At 69.1% G+C, this 25,212-nt stretch carries 24 protein-coding genes and 1 pseudogene; 8 read left to right on the forward strand and 17 right to left on the reverse strand.

Annotated elements, in window-relative coordinates; all coding sequences use genetic code 11:
• Positions 1 to 190: 190 nt before the first annotated feature.
• From ACFYTS_RS25140 to lspA, 3 genes are read right to left on the reverse strand one after another with little or no spacing between them, the layout of a single operon-like run.
• Positions 191 to 877, reverse strand: a complete 687-nt coding sequence (locus ACFYTS_RS25140) for a hypothetical protein (protein WP_387307567.1) — start codon at positions 875 to 877, stop codon at positions 191 to 193.
• Between the two features lie 12 nt (positions 878 to 889).
• Positions 890 to 1,816, reverse strand: a complete 927-nt coding sequence (locus ACFYTS_RS25145; protein ID WP_357095098.1) for an RluA family pseudouridine synthase — start codon at positions 1,814 to 1,816, stop codon at positions 890 to 892.
• Positions 1,813 to 2,472, reverse strand: coding sequence for a signal peptidase II (gene lspA / locus ACFYTS_RS25150; protein WP_387307569.1), 660 nt, complete (start codon positions 2,470 to 2,472; stop codon positions 1,813 to 1,815). Before lspA ends, ACFYTS_RS25145 begins: the two co-directional genes overlap by 4 nt.
• Before the next feature lie 957 nt (positions 2,473 to 3,429).
• Here lspA and ACFYTS_RS25155 point away from each other — a divergent pair.
• The 3 genes and pseudogenes from ACFYTS_RS25155 to ACFYTS_RS25165 form a co-directional block, all read left to right on the forward strand.
• Positions 3,430 to 3,486: pseudogene (locus ACFYTS_RS25155) on the forward strand (hypothetical protein); the annotation flags it as partial.
• A 139-nt stretch (positions 3,487 to 3,625) separates the two neighbouring features.
• Positions 3,626 to 4,339, forward strand: coding sequence for a hypothetical protein (locus tag ACFYTS_RS25160; protein WP_357287383.1), 714 nt, complete (start codon positions 3,626 to 3,628; stop codon positions 4,337 to 4,339).
• A 64-nt stretch (positions 4,340 to 4,403) separates the two neighbouring features.
• Complete coding sequence (locus ACFYTS_RS25165) at positions 4,404 to 4,865, forward strand: VOC family protein (protein ID WP_387307571.1); 462 nt, start codon at positions 4,404 to 4,406, stop codon at positions 4,863 to 4,865.
• A gap of 96 nt (positions 4,866 to 4,961) precedes the next feature.
• Here ACFYTS_RS25165 and ACFYTS_RS25170 read toward each other — a convergent pair whose 3' ends face one another.
• From ACFYTS_RS25170 to ACFYTS_RS25180, 3 genes are all read right to left on the reverse strand, one after another.
• The gene (locus ACFYTS_RS25170; protein ID WP_387307573.1) at positions 4,962 to 8,264 is read right to left on the reverse strand and encodes an arabinosyltransferase domain-containing protein; all 3,303 of its coding nucleotides are present in this window, start codon (positions 8,262 to 8,264) and stop codon (positions 4,962 to 4,964) included.
• Positions 8,265 to 8,356: 92 nt separating this feature from the next.
• The gene (locus ACFYTS_RS25175) at positions 8,357 to 8,857 is read right to left on the reverse strand and encodes a hypothetical protein (protein ID WP_357287392.1); all 501 of its coding nucleotides are present in this window, start codon (positions 8,855 to 8,857) and stop codon (positions 8,357 to 8,359) included.
• 175 nt (positions 8,858 to 9,032) lie between these two features.
• Entirely contained in the window at positions 9,033 to 10,355 is a 1,323-nt protein-coding gene (locus ACFYTS_RS25180) for a DNA polymerase IV (RefSeq protein WP_387307783.1), read from the reverse strand.
• A 230-nt stretch (positions 10,356 to 10,585) separates the two neighbouring features.
• Here ACFYTS_RS25180 and ACFYTS_RS25185 point away from each other — a divergent pair, with 230 nt between their 5' ends.
• On the forward strand, positions 10,586 to 11,464 hold the full coding sequence (locus tag ACFYTS_RS25185) for a UTP--glucose-1-phosphate uridylyltransferase (RefSeq protein WP_357287395.1): 879 nt from the start codon (positions 10,586 to 10,588) through the stop codon (positions 11,462 to 11,464).
• 166 nt (positions 11,465 to 11,630) lie between these two features.
• Positions 11,631 to 12,746: an alpha/beta hydrolase gene (locus ACFYTS_RS25190; protein ID WP_387307575.1), complete on the forward strand. Its 1,116-nt coding sequence runs from the start codon at positions 11,631 to 11,633 to the stop codon at positions 12,744 to 12,746.
• A gap of 18 nt (positions 12,747 to 12,764) precedes the next feature.
• On the opposite strand, the gene ACFYTS_RS25195 is transcribed toward ACFYTS_RS25190, so the two are convergent.
• Complete coding sequence (locus ACFYTS_RS25195; protein ID WP_387307577.1) at positions 12,765 to 13,211, reverse strand: MarR family winged helix-turn-helix transcriptional regulator; 447 nt, start codon at positions 13,209 to 13,211, stop codon at positions 12,765 to 12,767.
• A 55-nt stretch (positions 13,212 to 13,266) separates the two neighbouring features.
• Between ACFYTS_RS25195 and ACFYTS_RS25200 the strand changes: the two genes are divergently transcribed.
• Complete coding sequence (locus tag ACFYTS_RS25200; protein WP_387307579.1) at positions 13,267 to 14,301, forward strand: hypothetical protein; 1,035 nt, start codon at positions 13,267 to 13,269, stop codon at positions 14,299 to 14,301.
• Here ACFYTS_RS25200 and ACFYTS_RS25205 read toward each other — a convergent pair.
• Positions 14,298 to 14,837, reverse strand: coding sequence for a TetR/AcrR family transcriptional regulator (locus ACFYTS_RS25205; protein WP_357287405.1), 540 nt, complete (start codon positions 14,835 to 14,837; stop codon positions 14,298 to 14,300). The two genes, ACFYTS_RS25200 and ACFYTS_RS25205, sit on opposite strands and share 4 nt — an antisense overlap.
• Before the next feature lie 112 nt (positions 14,838 to 14,949).
• Here ACFYTS_RS25205 and ACFYTS_RS25210 point away from each other — a divergent pair, with 112 nt between their 5' ends.
• Entirely contained in the window at positions 14,950 to 15,363 is a 414-nt protein-coding gene (locus ACFYTS_RS25210) for an organic hydroperoxide resistance protein (RefSeq protein WP_387307581.1), read from the forward strand.
• 6 nt (positions 15,364 to 15,369) lie between these two features.
• Here the strand turns inward: ACFYTS_RS25210 and ACFYTS_RS25215 are convergent, their stop codons facing one another.
• On the reverse strand, positions 15,370 to 15,921 hold the full coding sequence (locus ACFYTS_RS25215; RefSeq protein WP_379106447.1) for an NlpC/P60 family protein: 552 nt from the start codon (positions 15,919 to 15,921) through the stop codon (positions 15,370 to 15,372).
• A gap of 245 nt (positions 15,922 to 16,166) precedes the next feature.
• The gene (locus ACFYTS_RS25220; RefSeq protein WP_357287411.1) at positions 16,167 to 16,430 is read right to left on the reverse strand and encodes a hypothetical protein; all 264 of its coding nucleotides are present in this window, start codon (positions 16,428 to 16,430) and stop codon (positions 16,167 to 16,169) included.
• A 114-nt stretch (positions 16,431 to 16,544) separates the two neighbouring features.
• On the opposite strand from ACFYTS_RS25220, the gene ACFYTS_RS25225 reads away from it, so the two are divergent.
• Positions 16,545 to 17,141: a TetR/AcrR family transcriptional regulator gene (locus ACFYTS_RS25225; RefSeq protein WP_387307583.1), complete on the forward strand. Its 597-nt coding sequence runs from the start codon at positions 16,545 to 16,547 to the stop codon at positions 17,139 to 17,141.
• A gap of 294 nt (positions 17,142 to 17,435) precedes the next feature.
• Here the strand turns inward: ACFYTS_RS25225 and ileS are convergent, their stop codons facing one another.
• The 7 genes from ileS to pgeF form a co-directional block, all read right to left on the reverse strand.
• Entirely contained in the window at positions 17,436 to 20,591 is a 3,156-nt protein-coding gene (gene ileS / locus ACFYTS_RS25230; RefSeq protein WP_387307585.1) for an isoleucine--tRNA ligase, read from the reverse strand.
• A gap of 322 nt (positions 20,592 to 20,913) precedes the next feature.
• Complete coding sequence (locus ACFYTS_RS25235; RefSeq protein ID WP_357287461.1) at positions 20,914 to 21,120, reverse strand: hypothetical protein; 207 nt, start codon at positions 21,118 to 21,120, stop codon at positions 20,914 to 20,916.
• 126 nt (positions 21,121 to 21,246) lie between these two features.
• The gene (locus ACFYTS_RS25240; protein WP_357287420.1) at positions 21,247 to 22,077 is read right to left on the reverse strand and encodes a DivIVA domain-containing protein; all 831 of its coding nucleotides are present in this window, start codon (positions 22,075 to 22,077) and stop codon (positions 21,247 to 21,249) included.
• Positions 22,078 to 22,149: 72 nt separating this feature from the next.
• Positions 22,150 to 22,452 carry a YggT family protein gene (locus tag ACFYTS_RS25245; protein ID WP_213560475.1) on the reverse strand — a complete coding sequence of 101 codons (303 nt, stop codon included), beginning with the start codon at positions 22,450 to 22,452 and terminating at the stop codon, positions 22,150 to 22,152.
• Between the two features lie 227 nt (positions 22,453 to 22,679).
• On the reverse strand, positions 22,680 to 23,474 hold the full coding sequence (locus tag ACFYTS_RS25250) for a cell division protein SepF (RefSeq protein ID WP_357287422.1): 795 nt from the start codon (positions 23,472 to 23,474) through the stop codon (positions 22,680 to 22,682).
• A gap of 104 nt (positions 23,475 to 23,578) precedes the next feature.
• On the reverse strand, positions 23,579 to 24,352 hold the full coding sequence (locus ACFYTS_RS25255) for a YggS family pyridoxal phosphate-dependent enzyme (RefSeq protein WP_387307785.1): 774 nt from the start codon (positions 24,350 to 24,352) through the stop codon (positions 23,579 to 23,581).
• Positions 24,349 to 25,089, reverse strand: coding sequence for a peptidoglycan editing factor PgeF (pgeF, locus tag ACFYTS_RS25260; protein ID WP_357287428.1), 741 nt, complete (start codon positions 25,087 to 25,089; stop codon positions 24,349 to 24,351). Before pgeF ends, ACFYTS_RS25255 begins: the two co-directional genes overlap by 4 nt.
• Between the last annotated feature and the right edge of the window lie 123 nt (positions 25,090 to 25,212).

Genomic DNA, 25,212 nt, shown 5'->3' on the forward strand with positions numbered 1-25,212 from the left:
GAAGCACATGCCGCGTCCCGATCGGAACACGCAGTGGGGCCGGCCGAGAGCTACTGCATCGACCTGACCGAACAGGACGTCAAGTGGAACGACGCCGGGTAAGAGCATACTCCTGGCTACCAAGCGATTTGGACGGAGCGGGCAGATTTAGTTGATGAAGATTCTGCAAAGTCGAGCGTCCGGGAACCGGTCAGCCGGCGGGGACTGGGCCGTCATCGGGGCCCGGGACCGCGGCCTCACGTTGCTCGGGCAGCAATGGCGAGACGGCGAAGACGGCGGCGGAGGCGTCGGCCGGTAGCGCCTCGACGGCGCGGATTCCGGGACGGGCCGCCACGGTTCGCAGCCGGTCGAGGGAGCCGTGGACGACCACGCCCACGACACACGCGCAGCCGGCGCGAAGCCGGGCGGAGACGAGGTCCCTGACCTGCGTGGAGCGGGAATCGAAGGTGGGGGTCGATTCCATCTGGGCGGCGGCCGATTTCACCGAGGCGACCGCGACGGCCTCACCCGATGGCACGCCGATCGCGATGATGGGTGTGGCGACCCGGTCCACCCACACGTGATAGTCGACCTCCGAGATACGCAGGCCCGCACTGAATTCCGGGATCCGGTCGGCGGTGACGCCGTCGGCGAAGGACAACAGGGCCCAGTGGTCTCCGGAGTCGCTGCCCTCCAAGGATTTCCGGGCGCGCGTCAGGTAATCGGCCACCGGCTCACCGCTTTCCGGTCCCAGCCGGTCGGTCGCGATGATCCCCGGCCGAGGCGGGTTCGCCCAGCCCAGCACGAGGATCAGGACGACGAGAAGCACCGCCGCCGTGGCGATCCCGGCGCGACGCAGGGTCGGTCCTGCCGCGCCGCGCGGCCGCGGTGCATCCACTCGGAGCTCCGATCAGTGCTGACGCAGGACGTCGAGCGCGTGTTCCAGGTCGGCGGGGTATTCGCTGGTGATCTCGACCCAGCGGCCGTCGGCGGGATGGTTGAAGCCCAGCTGGCGGGCGTGCAGCCACTGCCGCTCCAGGCCCAGGCGTTCGGCCAGGCGCGGGTCCGCGCCGTAGGTGAGGTCACCACAGCAGGGGTGACGCACGGCCGAGAAGTGCACGCGGATCTGGTGGGTGCGACCGGTTTCCAGATGGATGTCGAGCAGGCTGGCGGCCTGGAAGGCCTCGACCGTGTCGTAGTGGGTGACCGACGGACGGCCGTCGGCGGTGACCGCGAACTTCCAGTCGTTGCCGCGGGCGCGGCCGATGGGGGCGTCGATGGTGCCGCTCGACGGATCCGGATGGCCTTGCACCAGAGCGTGATAGCGCTTCTCGACGGTGCGGTACTTGAAGGCGCGCTTGAGCTGGGTGTAGGCGTGCTCGGACTGCGCGACCACCATCACGCCGGAGGTGCCGACGTCGAGGCGGTGCACGATGCCCTGACGCTCGTGGGCGCCCGAGGTGGAGATGCGATAGCCCATCGCGGCCAGACCACCGACCACGGTGGGGCCGGTCCAGCCGACACCGGTGTGCGCGGCCACGCCGACCGGCTTGTCCACGGCCACGATGTCGTCGTCGGCGTAGAGGATCTTCATGCCCTCGACCGGGGTCGCCTCGACGGTGAGTTCGCGCTTGGGCTCGGGGAATTCGACCTCCAGCCAGGCGCCGGCCGTGAGCCGATCCGACTTTCCGGCCGCGACGCCGTCGAGCTGCACCGAACCGTCCTCGGTCATGGCCGCCACCGCGGTGCGGGACAGGCCCAGCAGCCGCGACAGCCCGGCGTCGACACGCATGCCGTCCAGGCCGTCGGGCACGGGCATGCTGCGGGTCTCCCTCATGCCGCCTTCCCCTCCGCGGTCGTCGCGGGCGCGCGGTGCATGCGGGTGCCGTCGGGTTCGAAACCGAACACCGTCAACGCCACCAGCAGGATCGCGCCGCACACGATCGCCGAATCGGCCACATTGAACACCGGCCACCAGCCGACCGCCACGAAATCCACCACGTGACCCTGCAGCGGGCCGGGCGCGCGGAACAGACGATCGATGAGATTGCCGAGCGCGCCGCCCAGCACCAGGCCCAGTCCGATGGCCCACGGCAGCGAACGCAGGGTGCGGCCGATCCGGATCACGCCGATCACCACGGCGGCGGCGATCAGGGTCAGCAGCCAGGTCATGCCGGTGGCCATGGAGAACGCCGCGCCCGGGTTGCGGACCAGGGACAGCCGCGCCCAGTCGCCGATCAGATAGATCGGCTTGCCGGGGGTCATGGTGGAGACCACGATCGTCTTGGTCAGCAGATCCAGACCGAGCACCACCGCGGCGAGCACCAGCAGATTGCGCAGGCGCAGCGGCTGCGACGCGGTCTCGGAGGTGGCGCTGTCCGACTCGGCGGCTTCGCCGGCGGGGGAAGCCTCGGCATCGATCGCGGGAACGGTCTCCCCTGGCGACTTGTCTGGTTCCTCAGCGCCCGTTTCGCGCGGCCGGTCGGTACTCACCCTGACATCATTCCTTATCCGCGCCCGGGGACTCCGAACGGTCCGGGCCCGGCGGCTCCGAACCGCCGCGCGGGCCGACCCGGGGCCCGTCCCGGCAAACCGAAACGGCGGTCGCACAGGATCCCAGCTGTTTTTCAGGAACCCGTCGTAACCTGTTCGACGTGACGGTGTTGTCTTCCTCCCCCAGCTCGGCGAACGCCACCGCACCCTGTTCCGGACCCCCGCGACCGCCTCGCCGCGGGAGCGCCCGCGGCCACCGTTCCGGGGTGCTACTGCTGGTCCTCGCGGTCACCCTGACCGCCTTCGGCGTCGGCTGCAGCGACCCGTCGGAGACCACGGCCGAAGGCGACGGCACCGAGCCGGTGGGCATCAACAAAGAGGTCACCATGCCCATCGAGGCCGTGACCACCACCGTCGTCAACCCGGGCGCCGAACCCCGCTCGCCGCTGCGCCGCACCCTCGAACCGGGCACCAGCCAGCAGGTGACGCTGAGCACCGAGCACCACATCGAGCAGCAGATCAATCAGCAGGCGCAGCGCGACATCTCCCCGCCCGCGGTCACCATCCCGCTGACCGCGCAGGCCGGGGCCGACGGGGTCGAACTGACCGTCGGCAATGTCACCTCCCCCGACCCGACCCTGGCCCAGGCGCTGACGCACGCCGACGGATCCCACGTCGGTTTCGACGTGAGCGAGCTGGGCGCGATCACCGCACTCAAGCTGGCCCCCAAACCGGCCACCTCCGACGCCGCGCGCGCCGCGCTGGAGCAGTCGTTCTATCAGGCCGTGTACCAGTCCATCGCCTTCCCGACCGAGGCCGTCGGCGTGGGCGCGGTATGGACCGTGCGGCAACAGGTTTCCGGGAGCGTCCCGCTCGAGCAGGTGACCACCTGCACCCTCACCGCCCGCGAGGGCAACGAACTCACCATCGAACTGAACGTGGTGCAGAGCCCGAAGTCCGCGGTGTGGCATCTGCCCAACGAGGCCGGCCAGCTCGAGATCGTCGACTACCTGATGCACGGCACCGGGACCATCGCCGTGGATCTGGGCCTGCCGCTCCCGGTTTCCGGCCAGGTGGAAGTCGGCGGCAACCAGACCTACCGCGACCCGCGCAGCGCGGTGACCCTGCGCCAGACGCTGCGCACGGAGGTGCAGTGGGGAGCCTGACACGGCTGGCATTGCTGGCGGGCGCGCTGGCGCTGACCGCCACCGCGTGCGGGAACAGCAAGGACTCCGGGGGCCCGCTGCCCAGCCTGGGCCCGGCCGTGCAGCCGACGCAGTCGCCCGGCGGCGCACCGGTTCTCGACGAGTACACGCTGCGCTCGGATCTGCTGGATCTGACGGCCATGCCCGCGGGGTTCACCGCCCTGGACGACCCGCCGCCCGGCGCGTCGGGCGGCGCGGGCGCGAAGACCGATCCCGCGCAGTGCGCGAAGGTGCTGGAAGCCATCGCCGTGCAGGCGCCCGGCGCGGCGGCGCGCGCGGCGGCCCAGTTCGGCGGGATGAACTTCGCCAGTGTCGACATCGACGCGGCGTCCTATGCGAACGGCGGCGCGGCCCAGGCCTTTTCCGCCGCCCAGTCGCTGCTGACCGGATGCACGAAGTACTCGGGCACCGATGCCGACAACACCAAGGTCGAATTCCGGCTGGGTGGTCTGAGTCAGCCGCAGGCCGGGGACGGATCGACCGCGTTCCAGGTCCGGACCACCAGCGAGGGACTCACCCTCTACACCGACGTGAGCATCACGCTGGTGGGCTCGACAGTCGTGCAGATCGCCTACTCCGACGCCAAGGAACCCGATCCACAGCAGCTCAGCGCCATGACGGCGGCCCAGGTGCGGAAACTGCGGGGAGCCGCGGGACCCTAGGTGTCGCCGGTCCCCGGGCATAGGCTTGGACGCGTCCGGCAACAACCTCGACAGGAGGTTTCCGATGTCCGATGTCACACCCATTCCCGACGGTTATCCCACCGTGTGTCCCTCGCTCGCCTGCAATGGCGCCGCCCGGGCGATCGATTTCTACAAGCACGTGTTCGGCGCCGACGAGCGCTTCCGCATGCCCGGCCCGGACGGCACCATCGCGCACTGCGAAATGCAGTTCGGCACTTCGGTGATCATGCTCGGCGACCCGGCCCCGGCCATGGGGTTCCTGGATCCCCGCACGGTCGGCGGCACGCCGGTCAACCTCTATGTCTACGTCGACGACGTGGACGCCGCCCATGCCGCCGCCCTGTCCGCGGGCGCGCGGGAGCTACAGGCCCCGGAGAACCAGTTCTACGGCGACCGCACCTCCGGCATCGAGGATCCTTGGGGGCACCGCTGGACCCTCGCCCTGCACGTCGAGGATGTGGATCCGGAGGAGATGGCCAAGCGCATGGCGGCCATGCAGGGCTGAGCCCCGCCGACACCAGGGCCGAGCCCCGAAAACGACACCGCACCCGCTTCCGTCGGGAAGCGGGTGCGGTTCGCGGTCATCACGTGCGGGCCGGAACTACTGCCAGCCGGTCACATTGATCGGCCCGGGATTCCACATTCCCGTGTGACTCTCGACGGTCACCGACGGCTTGGCGGTCTGCGCGGAACTGTCGATGCGCTCGAACCGCTGCAGCTCGCCCCAGTCCCGGCGCGGGTCGTTGTCCAGGAAGGTGGCCAGGGTGACCGGGCGCAACAGCATCGAGCTCCAGCCCAGCGCGCCGCCACCGTCATGGCTCTGCCACAGCGTGGTCATGGCCGCGCCGCCGCGGTCGGGCAGGATGCGGTACTCGGGCACCTCGGCGATGCCGTCGAGGTGATCGAAGGGCCGCTGGCACGGGAACTGCAGGCCCACTTCCCAATCCAGCAGTACCGGCTTGCTGCTGCCGACGTACTCCTGCAGCGTCACCGTGTGCGGGATGCGCGGCGGGGTGAGCGCCACCCACTGCTTGGGGTCGCTGTCGCGATCGGTGGCGACCACGCGAATCGCGGTGGCGGCGGCCGGGATGTCGCTCAGCGGCGTCCGCAGGTTGCGCCAGGTCGGGGCGGGACCGATATCGATCGGCGTCACCCGGCCCTGCGCGACGGGCACGCCGTCGGCGCCGGGCACACCGTATTCGACCTCGACCGACTGGCCGGGGGTCACGATGCCGTCCTGGTCGACCGAGCGGATGCGGCCCGCGGCGGCGATCGCGATGATGCCGGAGCGGTCCCCGGCCGCGGGCAGCGTGTACCAGCCGGTGGTCAGGGTGGAGATCGCCTCGGAGCTGTTGTAGCTGCCCAGCACCGGGGTGCTCGCGTCCAGGCCGAAAGGCAGTGGCGCGGTGGTGGTTCCGTCGGCCGTGCCGCTACTGCGCCCGCTGACCGCGCTGGCGACGCTGCCGCCGGTGTCGAGGTCGTCGTCGGGGCGCAGATCGGTGGCGACGCCCCGGGGCGAGAAGCCGGTGGCCTCGGCGCCGAAGGCGCTGTGCGCGTCGCCGGTCAGCGGCGGCAGCATGCCCGCGTTGGGCTGCTCCTCCACCCGCACGTCGCGAGCCAGGCCGCACGGCTTGCCCAGCACCGCATCGATATTCGAGCGGGCCAGCGAGTACGCCGGGTACTGCACGACCGCGCCCTTGGCGAGCATGGCCACCTCGAACACGACCATGAACGCGGCCGCCACGGTGAGCGGCGGGATGGCGACGAAACGCCAGCCCAGCTTCGAGATCCGGTGCGGGCCCGGCTTTTCGGGCGCGCGCACGTGGAACCAGCCGGCGAGCGCGAGCAGCGCCAGCGCGATGCCCAGGAAGATCTTGGAGACCAGGAACCCGGCCAGCACCACCGGCTTGTCGTTCCAGGAGATCGACCAGTTCGACACGTACCACCAGCCGTTGATGCTGGCGAACGCCGCGGCCAGCGCGAACGCCACTACCGCGGCGAACAGCGCCCGGTTGCGCGGCGAGCGCATCACCTTGGGGCCGACCGCGACCGCGGTGAGCACCGCGACGACCCCGGCCAGTCCGGCGTAGATGCCGTTGTGATGGGTCCACTTGGTCGGGGTCAGCATCATCAGCAGGATGACGCCGACACCCGTGCCCAGCACGCGCCGCGCGGGGCCCGAGGCGGTGAACGGGATCCGGCCGCCCTTGCGCAGCAGCACCGCCGCGCACACCGCCAGGCCGATCCAGAACACGAACATGCCGAAGCGCCGGGCCAGCGAACCGTCGATGGTGGGCATGAAAAGGTACTGGTAGCGAATGTATTCGCCGTCCCAGTGCACATCCGGGCCGACCGCGGTGTGCACCCGGCTCATCTCGAACATCGAGGCCAGCGGCTGATCGCAGAACATGACCGCCAGCACCACGGCACCGGCCGCGGCCACCGGAGCGGCCAGTGACAGGTACGCGCCGAAGCGGGCCTTCAGAATGGTGAGCGCACTCGCGTCGGGCGGGGTCGGCTTACCCAATTCCGTCGCGCGCCGGTTGAGGATCCGCCAGATCGGCCGGATGCCCGCCAGCAGCGGAGCGAAACAGATGATGCCGGACGGGCCGACGGTACAGGTGAACGCGCCGATGGTGACGGCGATGCCGTAGGGCAGCAACCGCCCGGTCGCGATGGCCCGCTCCACCGATACCCAGGTGAGCAGCACACCGAGAGCCACCAGCGGTTCCGGCCGCAGGCCGTTGTTGTAGGCCAGCCACACGGCCAGGAAGCCCAGCGCCCCGGTCCACACCGCGATCCGGTCGCGGCGCACCCGCGCGCCCAGGCGCGGGATCACCTCGCGGCTGAGCACCAGCCAGATCAGCACGCCCGCCACCAGCGCGGGCAGGCGCATCCACACGCTCGCCGGACTGACCTGCGCCATATGGCCGATCAGGTCGTAATACGGTGTGCCGACCGGGGTTTCGGGAACGCCGAAGTAGCCGAAGTAGTTGGCCATGTACCCGGCGTGCAGGGACGCGCGACCCATGCCGAACTGGTAGCCGTCGTCGGAGGTGGTGGCGCCGATGAAGTGCCACAGCACCAGCGTGCCCAGCACCACGGCGTCGACCGGCTGGAAGGTCCACCAGTGCCTGGGCAGGAAGCGGCGGCTGCGGCGGCCGTCGAGGCGGTCCAGCGCGAACAGGGCGCCCAGCGCGACGAGGGTGCCGGCTATGGCGGTCCAGATGGCGATCCGCTTGAGCGGGCCCGGGGTGGAGGTGAAGCGGCTGTCCACCTCCGCGGTGACCTTCGCGCCGTCGGAGACGGTCAGGTCGCTGAAGATCCCGACCATCTGCGGCCGGTAGTCGCCCTCGAGGGTGACCGGCTCGACCGAGGATCCGGTCAGGGTGGCGCCGGCGGAGGTGAAGTCGGCGTGCACGGTGAGCGCACAGCCCGCGCCGAGCTGGTCGACGGGGACGCTGAGCAGCGTCTTGTGGTGCAGGATCGCTTCCAGCTTGCCGGGCGTGGTGACACCGTCGGCGGTGGTGGTCGACGCGGTGACGCGGGCCACGAATCCGTACTTCTCGAGGTCCGGCGCACCATTGGGCCCGGTGGCGGCCAGGGTGCCGCCCTTCGCGCCCAGCTGGGCCACGGCGGCGCAGGGAATGGTGGCGTCGAACCTCTGCGGCGCGTAGGTGATCAGCGGGGCTTCGATGCTCTGCGTCGAATTGCCCTGCGGCCAGGTCAGGGTGGTGTGGTCCACGCGCACCGGCAGGAACGGCACCGCCAGCGCCGCGAGCACCGCGATCAGGCCGGCGATCAGGGCGACAGGGCGCGCCCAGCCTCCTCGAGTCCGTCTCTCGGGTTCGGCACCAGCACTCCCGGCGGCATCCGGCCCCGCCTTCTCCAACACGTCCGTCACGACCGCAGATCCTAAGCGGTCCTCATCATCGACCGCCAAGAAGAGGACGAACCCGGCAGTCCACTAGGGGATGCCGGGTCGGTCGTCGAGGACTAGCCGCAGGCCGGGGAGGTCTGGTTGACCAGCGAGAGGGCGTTGCAGACCCAGTCCTTCTGCACCTTCCACTTGCCGTCCTCGGCCACGAACGGCACGACCGCCTGCTGCGGCGTACCACCGTTGACAGCGAACTGGGCGTCGGCGGTGAGGGTGCCGTTGCCGAGGTCGGTCACGTTGGTGACGGTGATGGTGGCGTTGTTCTGCCGGTAGGCCTCGGTGAGGCGGCCGGGCAGGGCCGGGTCGGCCTGCGCGCCCTGCATCATGTCCAGCTTCTGCGAATCCGGAATGTTCGGATCCAGCGCCTTCTGCAGCTCGGCATTCAGGTCCGCCGCGGACGGGGCCGGCGGGTAGTTGTTCTGCGCGCCGGTGACCTTGGAGGTGGTGGCCTTGGTGGGCTTGGTCTCCTTCTTGTCACCGCTGCCACACGCCGACAGCCCGAGTACGGTCACGACAGCCAGCGTGGCGACCGCGATGCGTCCAGTCTTCTGAAGCTTCAACTGCTCGTCCTTTGCGTTCGAGTAGGTCCGTTCGACTTGTGACAGCTACACCCGCGGCGGCGCTGCCCGAGTGGCGACACTACCAACGCCGGGTCGCGGAAACCGCCTCCGAGGGCGGTGGCGCGGCATTTTCAGGCCGAATCCTCATAATTCGCGCATTCGGGTCTTAACGCCGTCAGCGCAGGCTGGCCAACGGATCTGCCCTGGTCAGAGCCGGATCCGCGGCGGGAAAGGTGCGGGTGGGACCCGGGCCGGTGGAACGGGTCTCGAAGCGGACCGTCACCACCCCGTGCCCCGCGCCCTGCACCCAGCCGTGGCCGAATTCCGGGTGCTCGACATCCAGTCCCGGATACCAGGTTCCGATCGCGAAGGAGCGAGTTGCGGTTGGTACCAGCGGATCCGGGCCGCCGGGCACGGCCAGTGTGGGCTCCTCGGCGACCACGTCAGCGTCCACCGTCTGATCCAGTTCCGGGAACAGCGATTCCTGCCGGATCTCCGACAGCCCGGCGAAACCCACGCCCACCAAACGAATCGGACCGATCTCGGCCGGGTCCAGGGCCGAGCGCTGCGCGGCCGCGGTCAGCGTGACCAGGTCCTCGGTGGCGTAGGGCAGCGTGGAGGATCGGGTCACGATGCTCATATCGGTCTTCTTCAGTTTGAGCACCACCGTGCGCGCCGCGCGCCCGTCCACGCTCAGCCGCCGGTGCGCCGAGGCCGCCATGGCGTCGATGGCCGGGCGCAGCTGGGCGAGGGTGAGAATGTCGGTCTCGTAGGTGGTTTCGGCGCTGATCTGCTTCGCCTCGGCCCGCTCGGCCACCGGACGGTCGTCGATCCCGCGTGCCAGCCGGTGCAGCGCCACCCCGATGCTGCCGCCCAGGATCGAGGCCGCCTCCGATTCCGGCAGCGCCGCCAGCGCCCCCACCGTCTCGATTCCCAAGGAGCGCAAACGACTCTCGGCCACCGGTCCGATCCCCCACAGTTTGCGCACCGGCAGCGCGGACAGGAAGCCGTCCTGCTCGACCGCCGGAATCACCCGCACCCCATCGGGTTTGGCCAGGCCGGAGGCGATCTTGGCGAGCTGCTTGCCGCTGCCCGCCCCGACCGAGGCCACCAGTCCGGTGCGCTCGCGTACCGCCGTCCGCAGCTCCTCACAGAATTCGAGCACCCGCTCCGGCGTCGCCCCCGTCAGCTCCGCCGGTTCCCCGAACGCCTCGTCGAACGACAGCGTCTCCAGCACCGGGATCCGCGACCGCAATGCCTCGAACACCTGCCCGCTGAGTTCCCCGTACACCGCCCCGCGCGGTGGTATCACCACCGCCGACGCACCGACCAGCCGACGCGCCTGATGCATGGGCATGGCCGACCGCGCGCCGAACACCCGCGCCTCGTAACTGGCCCCGGCCACCACGCCGCGCCCGCCCATGCCGCCGACCAGCACCGGACGCCCGCGCAGGGTCGGCCGGGTGAGCTGTTCGACCGAGGCGAAGAAGGCGTCCATATCGATGTGCAGCACCCAGCGCCGCTGGCCCCGGCCTCCGGCGGGGCTGAGGGGTTGCCGTGAATCCGCCACGGCCCGCCCCGGCCCGCCGCCCGGCGCAGCCGCCCCAGCACAACCGGCCTCACCAGGCACGATGCCCGGGTTCGCGGGGCCGGCGGAGGTGGTCACAGAGGGAAATCTACAAGCGGCTACCGACAGGTACGAGCAGGAACCTGTGTGAGAATTCGTCCATGACGATTCGCAAGGCCGTGATTCCCGCTGCGGGCATCGGCTCGCGCCTGCTGCCGTTGACCAAGGCGATCCCGAAGGAAATGCTCCCGGTGGGCGACAAGCCGGTCATCGAGCACACCGTCCGCGAACTCGTGGCCTCCGGTGTCACCGACATCACCATCGTGGTCAGCGGTGGAAAGTCGTTGATCCAGGACCACTTCCGCCCCAATCCGGCGCTGGTCGCTCAGCTGCGCGCCGACGGCAAGACCGCCTACGCCGACGCGGTCGAGGAGGTCGGCGAGCTGGCCCGGGCCGGCCACATCACCTACCTGGACCAGCACGGCCCGTACGGCAACGGCACGCCGGTGCTGAACGCCGCCCGCCACCTGGGCGACGAGCCCATGCTGGTGTTGTGGCCCGACGACGTCTTCGTCGCCGAGGTGCCACGCGCCCAGCAGCTCGTCGACGCCTACGCCAAGACCGACGCGCCGGTGCTGGCCCTGATGCCGATGGACCCGGCCGAATCCTCGCGCTACGGCGTGCCGGTGGTCGAGGAGACCGAGGGCAACGGCCTGATGCGGATCAGCGGCCTCAAGGAGAAGCCCAAGCCGGCCGACGCACCGTCCGAGTTCGCCGCGATCGGCGGCTACGTGGTCACGCCCGGCATCATCGCCGAGCTGCGCCGCCAGGTCGACCACTGGTACACCCACCGCACCGGCGAGGTGTACCTGACCGACGCCATCAATATCTTCGCCGCCGAGAACCCGGTGTACGGCCAGGTGATCCGGGGTCGCTGGTACGACACCGGCAACCCGGCCGACTACCTGACAGCACAATTCGCCTCCGCGCTGGCGCACCCGGAGTACGGTCCACTGCTGCGCGGCCTGGTCGCCGAGTAGGAGAACCGCGACACGCGCTGAACCACAGCGGATCCGCATAGCCCGGCGCACAAGTGCCGTGTGCCACAAGCACGCCGACCCCGATATTGTCGAAACCTGAAACATTGGGGCACGAGTCGGCGATCATGCGCATGGGTCGGGACACCCTGTGGATCGAAGGTCGGTTTTGCTAGGCGGATTGGGCACTCGGGCAGCACTGCTCGCGGCGGCAAGTTGTTCCCTTGTCACTACGTTCACCACGGTCGTGCCCACGGGCCCGGCCTTCGCCGCCCCTCCCGACCCGATAACCAGCGGCGCCGCACTCGCGGCGACAACGGTGTCCGAGGACGGATCGACGATCGAGAGCTTCGAGATCCACGACGCGCGCAACCTCACCCTGCTGGTGCATTCGGCCGCCATGGACGCCGACATCACCGTGGAGGTGCAGCGGCCCGCCGATCCCTCGCGGCCGCGGCCGGTGCTGTACATGCTCAACGGCGCGGGCGGCGGCCAGGACACCGCGACCTGGAAGCGCAATACCGACGCCACCCAGTTCTTCATGGACAAGAACGTGAACGTGGTGATGCCCATCGGCGGCGCGTTCACCTACTACACGGACTGGCGCAACGCTGATCCCAAACTGGGACAGCCCATGTGGAAGACCTTCCTCACCGAGGAACTGCCGCCGCTGGTGGACGCGGCGCTCGACACCGACGGCACCCACGCCATCGCGGGCATGTCCATGTCGGGCACCTCGGTGCTGCAGCTGGCCATCGCCGCGCCGGGCCTGTACCGCGCGGTCGCCGCCTACAGCGGGTGCGCGCAGATCTCCGATCCGGTCGGGCAGAAGTTCGCGAACCTGGTGATCAGCATCGGCGGCGGCAATCCGGTGAACATGTACGGACCGATGGACGATCCGGAGTGGGCCGCCAACGACCCGTATGTGCACGCGGAGGCCCTGCGCGGCATGGAGATCTACGTCTCCAACGGCAGCGGCCTGCCCGGCAAGCACGACAATGTGGCCGATGTGCGCAGCCTGGGCCCGGCCGACGGCGGTCTGCCGCAGCAGATCCTGGTGGGCGGCATCCTGGAGGCGGCCAGCGACTGGTGCGCGCGAAACCTGCGGGCGCGGCTGCGGGACATGAGCATTCCCGCGACCTTCGACATCACCCAGGCGGGCACGCACTCCTGGGGTTATTGGCAGGACGCGCTGCGCTCCTCGTGGCCGGTGCTCGCCAAGGGCATGGACCTGCCTGACGAGGAATGGGCGCCCGAGACCGAGCGCTCCGACGGAACCAACTGAGCCGGGCCGGATCCGGGCCTAGCCCGCGTCGGCGGCGTTGTAGCGCACCAGGTATTCCGCCAGCCGCTCCACATCGGCGTCGTCCCAGTCCTGGAAGCGTTCGGTGAAGGCGGCGGCGCGACTGCGGGCCGCCGCGCCCGCCGCCCGGCGGCCCTCGGCGGTGGCGTGCAGGACCAGGTTGCGGCGGTTCGTCGGATCCACTTCGCGTTCCAGGTAGCCGTCGCGTTCGAGGGCGGCCACCTGGCGGCTGACCGTGGATTTGTCGAGGTGGAAGTGACCGGCGAGATCGGCGGCCAGGCAGCCGCTCCGCTCGATCACCAGGTCCAGGATGCTCGAGGCCACCAGCGACAGCTCCGGGTGCAGTTCACCGGCCCGGCCGCGGGCGCGGCGGGCGAAGGCGGTGAGCTCGCGCTGTATGACCTCGATCGCATCGGCGCGGCCGGGGAATGCGGATTCGCTCTTCATAGTTGTAGACTACAACCTCGATTGGTTGTATTTACCAACTATTGGAGAAGATTTCATGGCCACCCGACAGATCCGGCACGTCGCCGTCCACCTGCTCACCCCGCTGCTCATGTGCCTCGGCATGGGCCTGGCCTACCTGGGCGCGTTCCACCAGCCCGAGCCCAACCACCTCGCGGTGGCCGTGGTCGGCGACAACGCGCAGGTCAAGGTGCTGGCCCAATCACTGAAGGACAAGGGCGGCAACGCCCTCGACGTGATCACCGTGCCCACCCGCGACGACGCCATCGACAAGTTGCGCCACCGCGATCTGGCCGGGGCGTACGTGCCCGACCGGGAGAAGCCCGAACTGCTCGTCGCCAAGGCCGGATCCGACACCACCGCCATGGCCGCCGAGGCCGTGTTCGGGCAGGTCGCCGGCCTGCAGAACACGCCGCTCACGGTCACCGACGTCACCACCCCCAGCTCCGGCGACCCCACCGCGCAGGGCATCTTCTTCCTGCTGGTCGCGCTGAGCATCGGCTCCTACGGCAGCGTGGCCGCCATCAGCGCCGCGGGCGCGGGCCTGCCGCTGTGGCAGCGCGGGATCATCGGCCTGATCACCTCGCTGCTGGTGAGCCTGATCGGCCTGGCGCTCGCGGGCCCGGTCTTCCACATCGTCGACCATGACCTGGGCGCGATCTGGGGCATGTCGTGGCTGTACGCGGCGGGCATCCTGAGCATCGGCATCGGTCTGCACACCTTCCTGAGGCGCTGGACCACCCTGGCCATGATGGTGCTGTTCGTGATGCTGAACTTCACCAGCTCCGGCGGCGTCTACAGCCCGTGGCTGCAGAACGACTTCTTCGGCACGCTGCACCGGTTCTGGAACGGCGCGGGATTCGTGGAGGGCGCGCGCAGTCTGCTCTACTTCGACGGCATCGGACTGGGCAGCCGGATGGCGAGCCTGGCGCTGTGGCTGGCCGCGGGCGTGGCGCTCATGGCGGTCGCGGGCCTCGCCGAGAAGCGGCAGGCCGCGCCGAAGCACGCCGCGCCCGAGACCGCCGTGGCGGAAGCCGCCGAGGAGGAGATGGAGGAGGCGGTCGGGGTCTAGCGAATACCCCACTGCGACAAGGCGGTCCGGATGCCCACCCGGACCGTCTCCGCGTCGCCCACTCCCCCGCTGATGGTCACTCCGTCGCGGGTCAGCAGCAGGGCGCGGGCGGCGTCCTCGACCTGCGGGTGACCGGCGGCGCGCAGGCGCTGGGCCATCAGGTCGCGGAACCAGGCACGGTATTCGTCGACGATCTTGCGCACGGCGTGGTCGGAGTTCGGGAACTCCACGGCGGCGTTGAGAAACGGGCAGCCCCGGAACCCCGGGCCGCGGCTGAGCTCGCCGAGCCGCTCGAAGATCCCGACGATGGACTCCGCGCCCGAACCGGGGATGGCCTCCAAGGTCTCGCGCTGGCGGCCGTATTCGCGGACCAGATAGGCGACGACCAGATCTTCCTTGGTCTTGAAGTGCCGGTAGAAGGTGGCCTTCGCGATCCCGGCCTCGGCGATGATCCGGTCGATGCCGACCGTGTGGATCCCCTCGGCGTAGAACAGCCGGGTCGCGGTGTCCAGCAGGCGCTCGCGGGCTTCGCTCATGGCTTGACCTGCTCTCCTTCTCCCTGATCGGGGCTATGTATTGACGATAGCAGACAGATCTGTCTACCCTGGGACCCGGACGTGAACAGACAAGTCTGTCTAGGAGATATCAATGCCCGCACTCTTCACCTCATCCGCCACCTCCGTCGGCCGCGAGGGCCGCTCGGTCAGCTCCGACGGCTACCTCGACCTCAAGCTCGCCCAGCCCAAGGAGGCGGGCGGCAGCGGTGACGGCACCAACCCCGAGCAGCTCTTCGCCATGGGCTACTCGGCCTGCTTCGCCGGCGCGCTGCAGGCGGTGGCCCGGACCCAGGGCGTGAAGCTCGGCGACACCTCGGTGACCGCCGACGTCACCCTGAACAAGGACGACGAGACCGGCTTCGGCATCTCCGTGGTGCTGCACGTGGAACTGCCCGAGGACCTCCAGAACGAGCAGGGCCACGCACTGGTCGAGGCCGCTCACCAGGTGTGCCCGTACTCCAAGGCCACCCGGGGCAACATCCCCGTGGAACTGGTTGTCGAGTAAGGCGATTCAGAAGAATCGGCGAATGGTGTAGATGTCGAACTCGCTCAAGGGCGTCAATCCGACGGGCACACCCCAGTTGTACGCGTTCAAGACGTTGCCGCCGCCCGCGTAGATCCCTTCGTGGGAGGCGTCATCGTTGAGAATCAGCACATCCCCGGGCTGCAGCGCCCCGAACGGCACCTCGAGGCCGACCTCGGCCTGCTGCCAGGTGGTGCGCGGCAGATTGATGCCGACGCTGCGGAAGGCCCACTGCACCAATCCCGAGCAGTCCCAGGCGTCCGGACCGGTACCGCCCCACTCGTAGGGCTTGCCGGTCTGGGTGCCGGCCAGCGCGAGCGCGGCCATGGCCCGCGGACTCGCGATCGGCAATTGCGCCGAGCCGCTGGCACTTCCGGAGAACGATCCGGTCCCGCTGCCGGAGGAGGATCCGGACGCGGAGCCCGAGCCCCCCGACCCGGTGTCGGCGTGCGCGGCGCCCGCCCACATCGCCCCTGTCATCGCCATCGCGGCCACCGTCGTGGCCAAGGTTCTGAGCCTGCCGAGCCGCTTGCGAGCCATAGGGGCGCCCCTTCATCGGTGGTTCCGCGGGAACAGCTGTGAAGACGATCGGTTAGCTAGCTGATAGCCGTTCTATCGCACCCGCCACAGCAGCCACAAGGGAACCACGGCTGGCGTGTCTCGAGCCGTAGGCACTCTTCCCGAAGAAACTCCTGGTCAACCGATTCAGACCCCACATAACAAAAGAGCGCCTCCCCGATCGGGGAGGCGCTCCATGTTTGCTGAAGTCCCGCGACACGGCCGAGTCAGCGCCGCGCCCACACCGTCAGCCGCTGGTTGGCCTTCATCAGCAGCGGAACCAGCAGGTACGCCGAGACCGGAACCACGATCACGGTCAGGATCAGCGTCTTCACGAAGACCGGCAGCCCGCCCATCTCGGGGCCGAGCAGGGCCAGCGCGAGGGTGATGGTCGGGTACACGGCCAGCCAGGTGATCAGCGCGCGCCGGTGCACCGACGGCATGGCGGCGGGGGTGGCGGTGACAGCGGCGGGGGTGGTGATGGTGGTCATTGTTCGCTCCTAACGACCGTGTTCCCATTCTCAGGCGAGACGGTCCGTCTCGTCTCATTCAGCAAGGTAATCCGCCGCCCGGACCCTGTCAAGACGAGACGTACCGTCTCGTTCGTGGCGTATGCTGGACCCATGCCCCCGCCGCCCAACCCCGAACTGCGCAGTGCCAAGTCCCATCAGGCGATCCTCGACGCCACCTTCGAACTCGCCGTGCGCAACGGCTACGGCAAGCTCACCATCGAGGCCATCGCCTCCCACGCGGGCGTCGGCAAACAGACCATCTACCGCTGGTGGCCCTCCAAGGGCGCGATCGCTCTCGAGGCCATCAACGACCAGGTCGGTTCCGCCACCGACTTTCCCGACACCGGCGACATCGCCGCCGACCTGACCACCCAGATCACCGCCCTGTCACGCATGCTCGCCGGCGACGCCGGCTGCGTCTACCGCGGTGTCATCGCCGAGGCCCAGAACGACCCGAAGCTCCTCCAGATGGTCCGTGAGACCTTCATCGAGCCCCGCGCCCGCATGGCCGGCCGCCGACTCGAAACCGCCATGCGCGCCGGGCAGATTCGCGACGATCTCCCGCTGCTGACCATGACCAACATGCTCTACGGCCCGGTGTATCTGCGCTTCCTCCTCGGCGCGGGCGAGCTACTCGACGTCCCGACCCTGGTCGAGCCCGTCCTCGAGGGCCTGCGTCCCCGAGATTAGGCGCAGGGCATCAACCCTGTCGGCATGCTCGTGCGGTCGCCCGTCATCGGCGACCGTGATGATGACCGACGTCGCGCTGCCGCCGTCAGTGATGACCGCTTCTTCACCGGAGGCTGCCACAGCGCGCACGATCACCTCGAGCCGGTTCCGCGGATCGTCGAGACGGTATCTGTTCGCGCCCTCCATGTTTGGTCATTCGGGCGCCGCCGGGACGCGGATCGGCGCGACACGACAGCGCACCGATACGACAGCGGCGCGGACCCGAAGGTCCGCGCCGCGATCGGGTGAACTCGGTCAGGCCTTGGTGATCGAGACCTTGACGCCGCCGACGATCTCGGACGCGTCCGCGGGGGCCGCGCCGAAAGTCAGTGTGGTGGCGAGGATCTCGCCCGCGATCAGGTCGCGGTGGGTTTCGGCCCAGGCGAGGCGGTCCGCCGGGACGTCGAGGACCACGGTGATGCGGTCGGAGACGTCCAAGCCGAGGGACTTGCGGGTTTCCTGGAGGTCGCGGATGAGGTCGCGGGCCCAGCCCTCGGCCTCGAGCTCCTCGGTGACCACCGAATTCAGCACCACCAGACCGGCATTGCCGGGCAGGGCGGCGGTGGATTCGGGCTCGGCGGCGACCAGGCGCTGGGTGTATTCCTCGGGGAGCAGGGCGATTCCGGCGGCGGTCACGGTGCCGTCGGCGGCCTCGGTCCACTCCCCCGCCTTGACGGCCTTGATCACCGTCTGGACGTCCTTGCCGATGCGCGGACCGGCGGCGCGGGCGTTGACGACCAGTTCGAAGCGGCCGTGGGCGGCCACGTCGGCGGTGAGGTCGACCTTCTTGACATTGACCTCGTCGGCGATCAGATCCACGAAGGGGCGCAGGCGTTCCGCGTCGGCGGCGGCCACGGTGACCTCCGAGAGCGGCAGGCGCACCCGCAGGTTCTGGGCCTTGCGCAGGCTCAGCACCGTGGAGCAGGCGGTGCGGACCTCGTCCATGGCCGACACCAGTTCGGCGTCGTGCGGCAGGACGTCGGCCGCGGGCCAGTCGGCCAGGTGCACCGAACGCTCCCCGGTGAGACCGCGGTAGATCACCTCGGAGATGAGCGGCAGCAGCGGGGCCCCGAGCCGGGTCGTCACCTCGAGCACGGTGTGCAGGGTGTCGATGGCGTCGCGGTCCTCCTCCCAGAAGCGCGAACGCGACCGGCGCACATACCAATTGGTGAGCGCGTCGGCGAAGGTGCGCAGCTCGTCGCAGGCGGTGGCGATGTCGTAGACCTCGAGCGCGTCGGTCATGACGTCGCGGGTCGCCGCCAGCTTGGCCAGGATGTACCGGTCGAGCACGTTCTCCGAGTCGGTGCGCCAGGTGCCGGGCTGCGAGGCGTACAGCTGCAGGAAGGTCCACGCGTTCCACAGCGGGCGCAGCGCCTGGCTGACGCCCTCGCGGATGCCGCGCTCGGTGACGATCAGGTTGCCGCCGCGCAGCACCGGGGACGCCATGAGGAACCAGCGCATGGCGTCGGAGCCGTCGCGGTCGAAGACCTCGTTGACGTCGGGGTAGTTGCCCTTGGACTTCGACATCTTGAGGCCGTCGTCGCCGAGCACGATGCCGTGCGCCACAACCGACTTGAACGCGGGGCGGTCGAACAGCGCGGTCGAGAGCACGTGCAGGTTGTAGAACCAGCCGCGGGTCTGGCCGTTGTACTCGACGATGAAGTCGCCGGGGCTGTGCGGGGAGGCCTCGGAGGTGCCCTCGAACCACTCCTTGTTCTCGAACGGGTAGTGCACCTGGGCGTAGGGCATGGACCCGGACTCGAACCAGCAGTCGAGGACCTCGGGGGTGCGCCGCATCATCGACTTCCCGGTCGGGTCATCGGGATTCGGCCGCACCAACTCGTCGATCATGGGCCGGTGCAGGTCGTCCGGGCGCACGCCGAAGTCCCGCTCGAGCGCGTCGAGCGAGCCGTACACGTCCACGCGCGGGTACGCCGGGTCGTCGGAGATCCACACCGGGATCGGCGCGCCCCAGTAGCGGTTACGGCTGATGTTCCAGTCGCGCGCGTTCTCCAGCCACTTGCCGAACTGGCCGTCGCGGATGTGCTCCGGGACCCAGGTGATCTCCTTGTTGAGCTCCACCATGCGGTCGCGGAACTTGGTGACCGCCACGAACCAGGACGGCACCGCCATGTAGATCAGCGGCTGGCCCGAGCGCCAGCTGTGCGGGTAGGAGTGCTCGATGGTCTCGTGCCGCAACAGCTTTCCGGCAGCCTTGAGGTCCTTGATGATGACCGGGTTGGCGTCGAAGACCATCAGGCCCTCGTACGGCGGCACCATGGAGGTGAACTTGCCGCCCGCGTCGAGCGGCTGCACGATGTCGATCCCGTTGGCGGAGGCGACATCCATGTCCTCCTCACCGAAGGCGGGAGCCAGGTGCACGATGCCGGTGCCGGAGTCGGTGGTGACGTAGTCGGCGTTGAGCACGCGGTGCGCGCGCGGGTGGCCGAGGAAGAAGTCGAAGGGCGGCAGGTAGTTCAGGCCCTCGAGCGCGGCGCCCGAGTGCTCGGACAGCACCTGCGGCTCCTCACCGAACTCACGGGTGTAGTGCGACACCCGCTCGGCGGCAACCACATACCGCTTGCCGTCCTTGCCCTGCACGTGCGCGTAGGTGACGTCCGGATGCACGGCGATGGCGAGGTTGGACGGCAGCGTCCACGGCGTGGTGGTCCAGATCAGCGCGTTGGCGCCGTCCAGGCCGTGCAGCGGATGGTCGGCCGGAACCCGCAGCACCATGTCGACGGTGACCGCCGGGTCCTGGCGCATCCGGTAGGAGTCGTCGAGGCGCGCCTCCTGGTTGGACAGCGGGGTCTGCTCGTACCAGCTGTAGGGCAGCACCCGGAAGCCCTGATAGACCAGGCCCTTGTCGTACAGCGACTTGAACGCCCACATGACCGACTCCATGAAGTCGAGGTCGAGGGTTTTGTAGTCGTTGTCGAAGTCGACCCAGCGCGCCTGGCGGGTCACGTAGTTACGCCATTCGTTCGTGTAGCGCAAGACCGAGGATTTACACGCGGCATTGAATTCCGCGAGGCCCATGGCATCGATCTGTGATTTGTCCGTGATACCGAGCTGCTTCTCCGCTTCGATTTCCGCGGGCAGGCCGTGAGTATCCCAGCCGAAACGCCGTTCGACCTTCTTACCGCGCATGGTTTGGAAACGCGGGATCAAATCCTTCACGTATCCGGTCAGCAGATGACCGTAGTGCGGCAACCCATTGGCGAAGGGTGGCCCGTCGTAGAAGACGAATTCCTCTGCCTCGGAACGGTTCTCGATGCTGGCACGGAAGGTGTCGTCGGCGGCCCAGTAGTCCAGGACCCGCTGCTCCAGCTCGGGGAAGGAGACCTGCCCGGTGGTTCGGCTCAGGTCCGCGCGGGGGTATGCGCTTCGGGTGCTGCTGTCGTCCGCCATGGCGGCCTCTCGTCTCCTCGTGCCTGCGTCGTGGGCACGGGGACGATCCCGGCGCTCGGCGCGCCGTAACCGCGGTACCACCCCGCTTGCCCGGACCGCGGGTCTGCGAAAACCCTTGCGAGACCGAGCCTCTCGTTGCGAGCTGTGACGGGCTCACCCGTTCGGTTCTAGTGAGCGATACCCGCTCTCGGAGCAGGTCCCGCCGTTCTTCCGAAGGCTCCCCGGTGATGGCCGGATCGACGCCGTACTGCTGTCTACATACTAGCGGGGCGGGTCCAGGGGTTATTCCCCGGACCCGCCCCGAAACGATTCGTGTGAGCCGCTAATGCCTGGCGTGCCGTCCGCCCGGTGGCGGCGAGGACGCGTCCTCGTCATCGGACCGCAGGGACAACGCACTGACGAGCAGCAGCACCGCGCCGATCACGCACACGATGATGCAGCCCCATGCCCAGATCACCGAACCGGTGGTCAGTGCGGTCACCAGCAGGCCGAAACCGACAGCGGCTAGCCCGAGCGTCACTGCGAGCAAGTGCACCACCCCCTCGTTGGGCTTCGATGGCGATGGCCATCGGAGGACTCGAAAGGTTGGCGGCGGGGCCGGATCGCCCGGACGGTCACCCGGAGCGGCCCGGCCACGCTGGCCGTAGTTACGACTTTACTTGCTGCCCTTGAGGAGTGCGCCGTTGCCGGAGGCATCCTGACCGAATTCGCCACCGTCGACCGGGACCGCCGAACCACGGTTCTCCAGCTCCTCCAGCTGCGATTCCAGGTAGGACTTCAGGCGCACGCGGTACTCGCGCTCGAAGGTCTTGAGCTGCTCGATGCGGCTCTCCAGCACGCTGCGCTGCTGGGTGATGGTGGCCATGATCTCGGTGTGCTTGCGCTCGGCGTCGGCCTGCAGGGCGTCGGCCTTCTCCTTGGCCTGGCGCAGCTGGGAATCCGAGCGGGTCTGCGCGTCGGACAGCATGGCCTCGGCCTTCTGGCGCGCGTCGGCGATCATCGCCTCCGAGCGGGTGCGAGCGTCGCTGACCAGGCGCTCGGAGTTACCCCGGGCGTTGGCCAGCAGCGACTCGGCCTCGGTCTTGGCGTCCGAGGTGAGGCGGTCGGCCATCTCCTGGGCCAGCGAAAGCACCTTGGCGGCCTGCAGATTCGCGTCCGCGGAGGGAGCCTCGGCCTTGACGGCGGCGACCGGGACCGGGGCCGGCATCGGGGCCGGGGGCACCGGCGGGGCGGCCTTGATGGGCTCCGGCGCGACCGGGGCCTTCACCGGCTGGACCGCGGGGCCGCGGTTCTTCTTGGCGTCGGACAGTTCCGCGTCCAGCTCGGCAACGCGCTGGCGAAGATCCGCGTTCTCCTCGATGAGGCGTGAGAGCTCCTGCTCGACCAGGTCGAGGAAGGCGTCGACTTCATCCTCGTTGTAGCCGCGCTTCCCGATCGGCGGTTTGCTGAACGCGACGTTATGAACATCGGCGGGGGTCAGCGGCATGGAACGATCCCTTCACGCTTCGTATGGAGATCTAGCGGTAGATCTGGGCAAGCATTCTTTCGGCTCATTCTGTCACACCTGAGCTACCGACTGCCCTATCTGGCCCGTGATCGACATGAGGATGAACACGATAAACAGCAAGACCATAATCGACAGATCGAGCCGAATTCCCCCAAGATTCACTGGGGGTATCAAACGCCTCAGAAGTTTCACCGGGGGGTCGGTGATCGTGAAGATCACCTCGAGGATGACCACGACGAAGCCGGTCGGCCGCCAGTCGCGCGCGAAGCTGCGGATGAACTCGACGATGACTCGGCTGATCAGCAGCAGCCAGAAGAGGAACAGCAGGAGGTTCAACACCTGGAACAAGGCCACCGCACCACTCTGCCCGACAAACCGTCATCGGCAAAACAGAAACACGGATCGTGCCGGTCACATCCGGCGCTGACACGGCATGGCCGCAAGACTCTCCCCCATGATTCCCCCGCGACCCTAGGTCGCATCCCCCTGGACGCGGCGCGTTGCGCTGCCGCCGTGCGTGTTCGGCGCGGTGTGCGCCGGCACCTGCTGACGCCGCCGTTCCCCACGGCAGCGGCAGCTGGCTACTTCTGGTTGTAGAAGCCGTTCTCGGCGATGCGGCGGCGTTCCTCGGCGGAGACGTCGACGTCGGCGGGCGAGAGCAGGAACACCTTGGTGGCCACCTTGTCGAACGAGCCACGCAGGGCGAAGGCCAGACCGGCGGCGAAGTCCACCAGGCGGCGGGCATCGGAGTTGCTCATCTCGACCAGGTCCATGATCACCGGGGTGCCGTCCCGGAAGCGCTCACCGATGATGGCGGCCTCGGCGTAGGTGCGCGGGCGCAGCGTGGTGATCTTGGACAAGGTGCCTCCGTCCTCGAAGATCTGGGGACGGCGGGCCGCCTCGATGCGGCGCTCCTGCTCCCGCAGCTCCTCGATGCGCCGCTCGGCGTCGGTGTCCATCGCCAGCGCGCCGCGGGTGCTCGCACCGCCGCCCATGGACCGGGTGCGGCTGGACGGCGCGGTGTCGATGCGGGTGGGGCGACGCGGGGCGTCGTAGCGGGCGTCGGCGTCGTAGCGGTCCCGCTCGCGGTGATCGCGCTCGCGCTCACGCAGCTCGTCGGCGTAGTCGTCGCGACGGGAGGTGCTGTAGGCCGGCTTGTAGGGGGCCTTGTACGACGGCTCGTAAGCCGGCTCGTCGTCGTAACGGTCCTCGCCGTATCGGTCGTAGTCACGCTCGCGTTCGGCGTAGGGCCGGGGACGACGCTGGCCACGCTCATCGGCGCTCCGGGCGGCTCCGCGGTCGTCGACGTAATCGTCTTCGTAATCCTCGAGCGGAACCATCCCGAAGTACGCCTTGAACTTGTGCAGCGTGCTCATCTGGTCGACCTTCCTTCGGCCCCGGTTGGCCTGGGGTGTTGTCCTGCTCAGTCCTCGTCTGTCACCAAGCATATGTTTCAAATGTGACTGGTGAGGTTTCTTTGCTACGCCGAGGTTATCGGTCGCGCGCCCATAAGCGCAGTACCGACACGCACGCACGTACTGCCATGGCGGATGGCCGACTCCAAGTCGCCGGACATGCCCGCCGACAGTTCTGTCGCATCGGGATGAACAATCGTTAGTACAGAGTGGATGCGGGCCAGTTGCTCGAAGGCCGCGTCGGGCTCCACATCCAGCGGCGGGATCGCCATCAGGCCCGCGAGCTGCAGCGATTCCGACGCCGCGACCTGATCGGCGAGCGCGCGCAGCGTGTCGTCGCGAACGCCGCCGCGGGCCGGATCGGCGTCCAGGGACACCTGCAACAGCACGCGCAAGGGGGCCGAACGCGCGCCCTCGTCCAGCGCGGCCCGCGCACCGGCCCCGAGTGCGCTCGCGAGCCGCTCGCTGTCCACCGAGTAGACCGTATCCGCCCAGCGTGCAACGGCTTTCGCCTTGTTGCGCTGGAGCCGTCCGATGAACTCCCAACGTATCTGCGACAGGTGTCCGAGCCGCGCCACCTTGCCCGCGGCCTCCTGTTCGCGGGATTCCCCGAACTCCCGGCGGCCCAGGTCATAGAGGATCTCGATATCCGAGGCGGGGAAGAACTTGGTCACCGGTAGCAGCCGCACCGACCCGGGTTCGCGGCCCGCGGCCGCGCACGCTGCGTCGATTCGCTCGATGAGTGCCGACAGAGCCGTTTCGAGCTCGGCGACGCGACCTCCGCCGGACGTGACGTGCGCCGCATCGGATCCCGCTGCGGCGGTGAAACTTTCGGTCATTCTGAAACCCCCTCGGGTGACATCCAAATCACACCGGCGAGTCGGCCCGTCGGCGCGCCGCGGCGGTGGGAGAACAAGGTCTTGTCCTCGATGGTGCACCGCGGGTCCATCGCGACGGCGCCGACGCCGGCGGCCTCGAGCTGCCGCCGGATGCCGGCGCGCAGGTCCAGGCCGGGCGTGCCCTTGACGGTGGTGGTCGCGCTGCCCGGCAGATGCGCCTCGACATCGGCGCGCATGGCCGCGGGCACCTCGTACTGGCGGCCGCTGGCGGCCGGGCCGAGGAAGGCCCCGATCCGCTCCGGCTTCGCGCCGACCGACACCATGGCCTCGAGCACCCGCGGCACGATCCCGATGCGTGCGCCGATCCGGCCCGCGTGCACGGCCGCGATCACCCCGGCCTCGTCGTCGGACAACAGGATCGGCACGCAGTCGGCGGTGAGCACCACCAGCGCCAGGTTTCGCTGGGTGGTGACCAGAGCGTCCGTGGCGGGCACCGGCTCGGTGCGCGGACCGTCCACGATCTCGACAGTGCGGCCGTGGATCTGCTCCATCCACACCAGCCGGTCCGGCGTCAGCCCGATGCTCTCCGCGAGCCGAACCCGATTGCGCCGCACCGCCTCCGGATCATCACCGACGTGGTCGCCCAGATTGAACGAGTCGTAGGGCGCTTGCGAGAATCCGCCCGCCCGCGTCGTCACAACCCGTCTGGTCCGGAAAACAGGTGCCGCTGAAGTCATGCCACCGAGGGTAGTAGCCACTGCGGGGCAACCCGGAATCAGACAGCTATCGCGGCCGGAAACACGAACGCGCCCACCCTCTCGGGCGGGCGCGTTCGAATCGCGTTCCGTGACAGCGGCCGG

Source organism: Nocardia sp. NPDC004151, from assembly GCF_042874235.1.
Taxonomy (GTDB): domain Bacteria; phylum Actinomycetota; class Actinomycetes; order Mycobacteriales; family Mycobacteriaceae; genus Nocardia.

Bases quoted from the DNA above. Each gene is read 5' to 3' on its own strand.
- ACFYTS_RS25180 (WP_387307783.1), bottom strand. From the start codon at position 10,355: ATGGACGCCTTCTTCGCCTCGGTCGAACAGCTCACCCGGCCGACCCTG.
- ACFYTS_RS25185 (WP_357287395.1), top strand. From the start codon at position 10,586: ATGACGATTCGCAAGGCCGTGATTCCCGCTGCGGGCATCGGCTCGCGC.
- ACFYTS_RS25255 (WP_387307785.1), bottom strand. From the start codon at position 24,352: ATGACCGAAAGTTTCACCGCCGCAGCGGGATCCGATGCGGCGCACGTC.
- ACFYTS_RS25220 (WP_357287411.1), bottom strand. From the start codon at position 16,430: ATGACCACCATCACCACCCCCGCCGCTGTCACCGCCACCCCCGCCGCC.
- ACFYTS_RS25145 (WP_357095098.1), bottom strand. From the start codon at position 1,816: ATGAGGGAGACCCGCAGCATGCCCGTGCCCGACGGCCTGGACGGCATG.
- pgeF (WP_357287428.1), bottom strand. From the start codon at position 25,089: ATGACTTCAGCGGCACCTGTTTTCCGGACCAGACGGGTTGTGACGACG.
- ACFYTS_RS25165 (WP_387307571.1), top strand. From the start codon at position 4,404: ATGTCCGATGTCACACCCATTCCCGACGGTTATCCCACCGTGTGTCCC.
- ACFYTS_RS25205 (WP_357287405.1), bottom strand. From the start codon at position 14,837: ATGAGCGAAGCCCGCGAGCGCCTGCTGGACACCGCGACCCGGCTGTTC.
- ACFYTS_RS25195 (WP_387307577.1), bottom strand. From the start codon at position 13,211: ATGAAGAGCGAATCCGCATTCCCCGGCCGCGCCGATGCGATCGAGGTC.
- ACFYTS_RS25200 (WP_387307579.1), top strand. From the start codon at position 13,267: ATGGCCACCCGACAGATCCGGCACGTCGCCGTCCACCTGCTCACCCCG.
- ACFYTS_RS25240 (WP_357287420.1), bottom strand. From the start codon at position 22,077: ATGCCGCTGACCCCCGCCGATGTTCATAACGTCGCGTTCAGCAAACCG.
- ACFYTS_RS25210 (WP_387307581.1), top strand. From the start codon at position 14,950: ATGCCCGCACTCTTCACCTCATCCGCCACCTCCGTCGGCCGCGAGGGC.
- ileS (WP_387307585.1), bottom strand. From the start codon at position 20,591: ATGGCGGACGACAGCAGCACCCGAAGCGCATACCCCCGCGCGGACCTG.
- ACFYTS_RS25250 (WP_357287422.1), bottom strand. From the start codon at position 23,474: ATGAGCACGCTGCACAAGTTCAAGGCGTACTTCGGGATGGTTCCGCTC.
- ACFYTS_RS25215 (WP_379106447.1), bottom strand. From the start codon at position 15,921: ATGGCTCGCAAGCGGCTCGGCAGGCTCAGAACCTTGGCCACGACGGTG.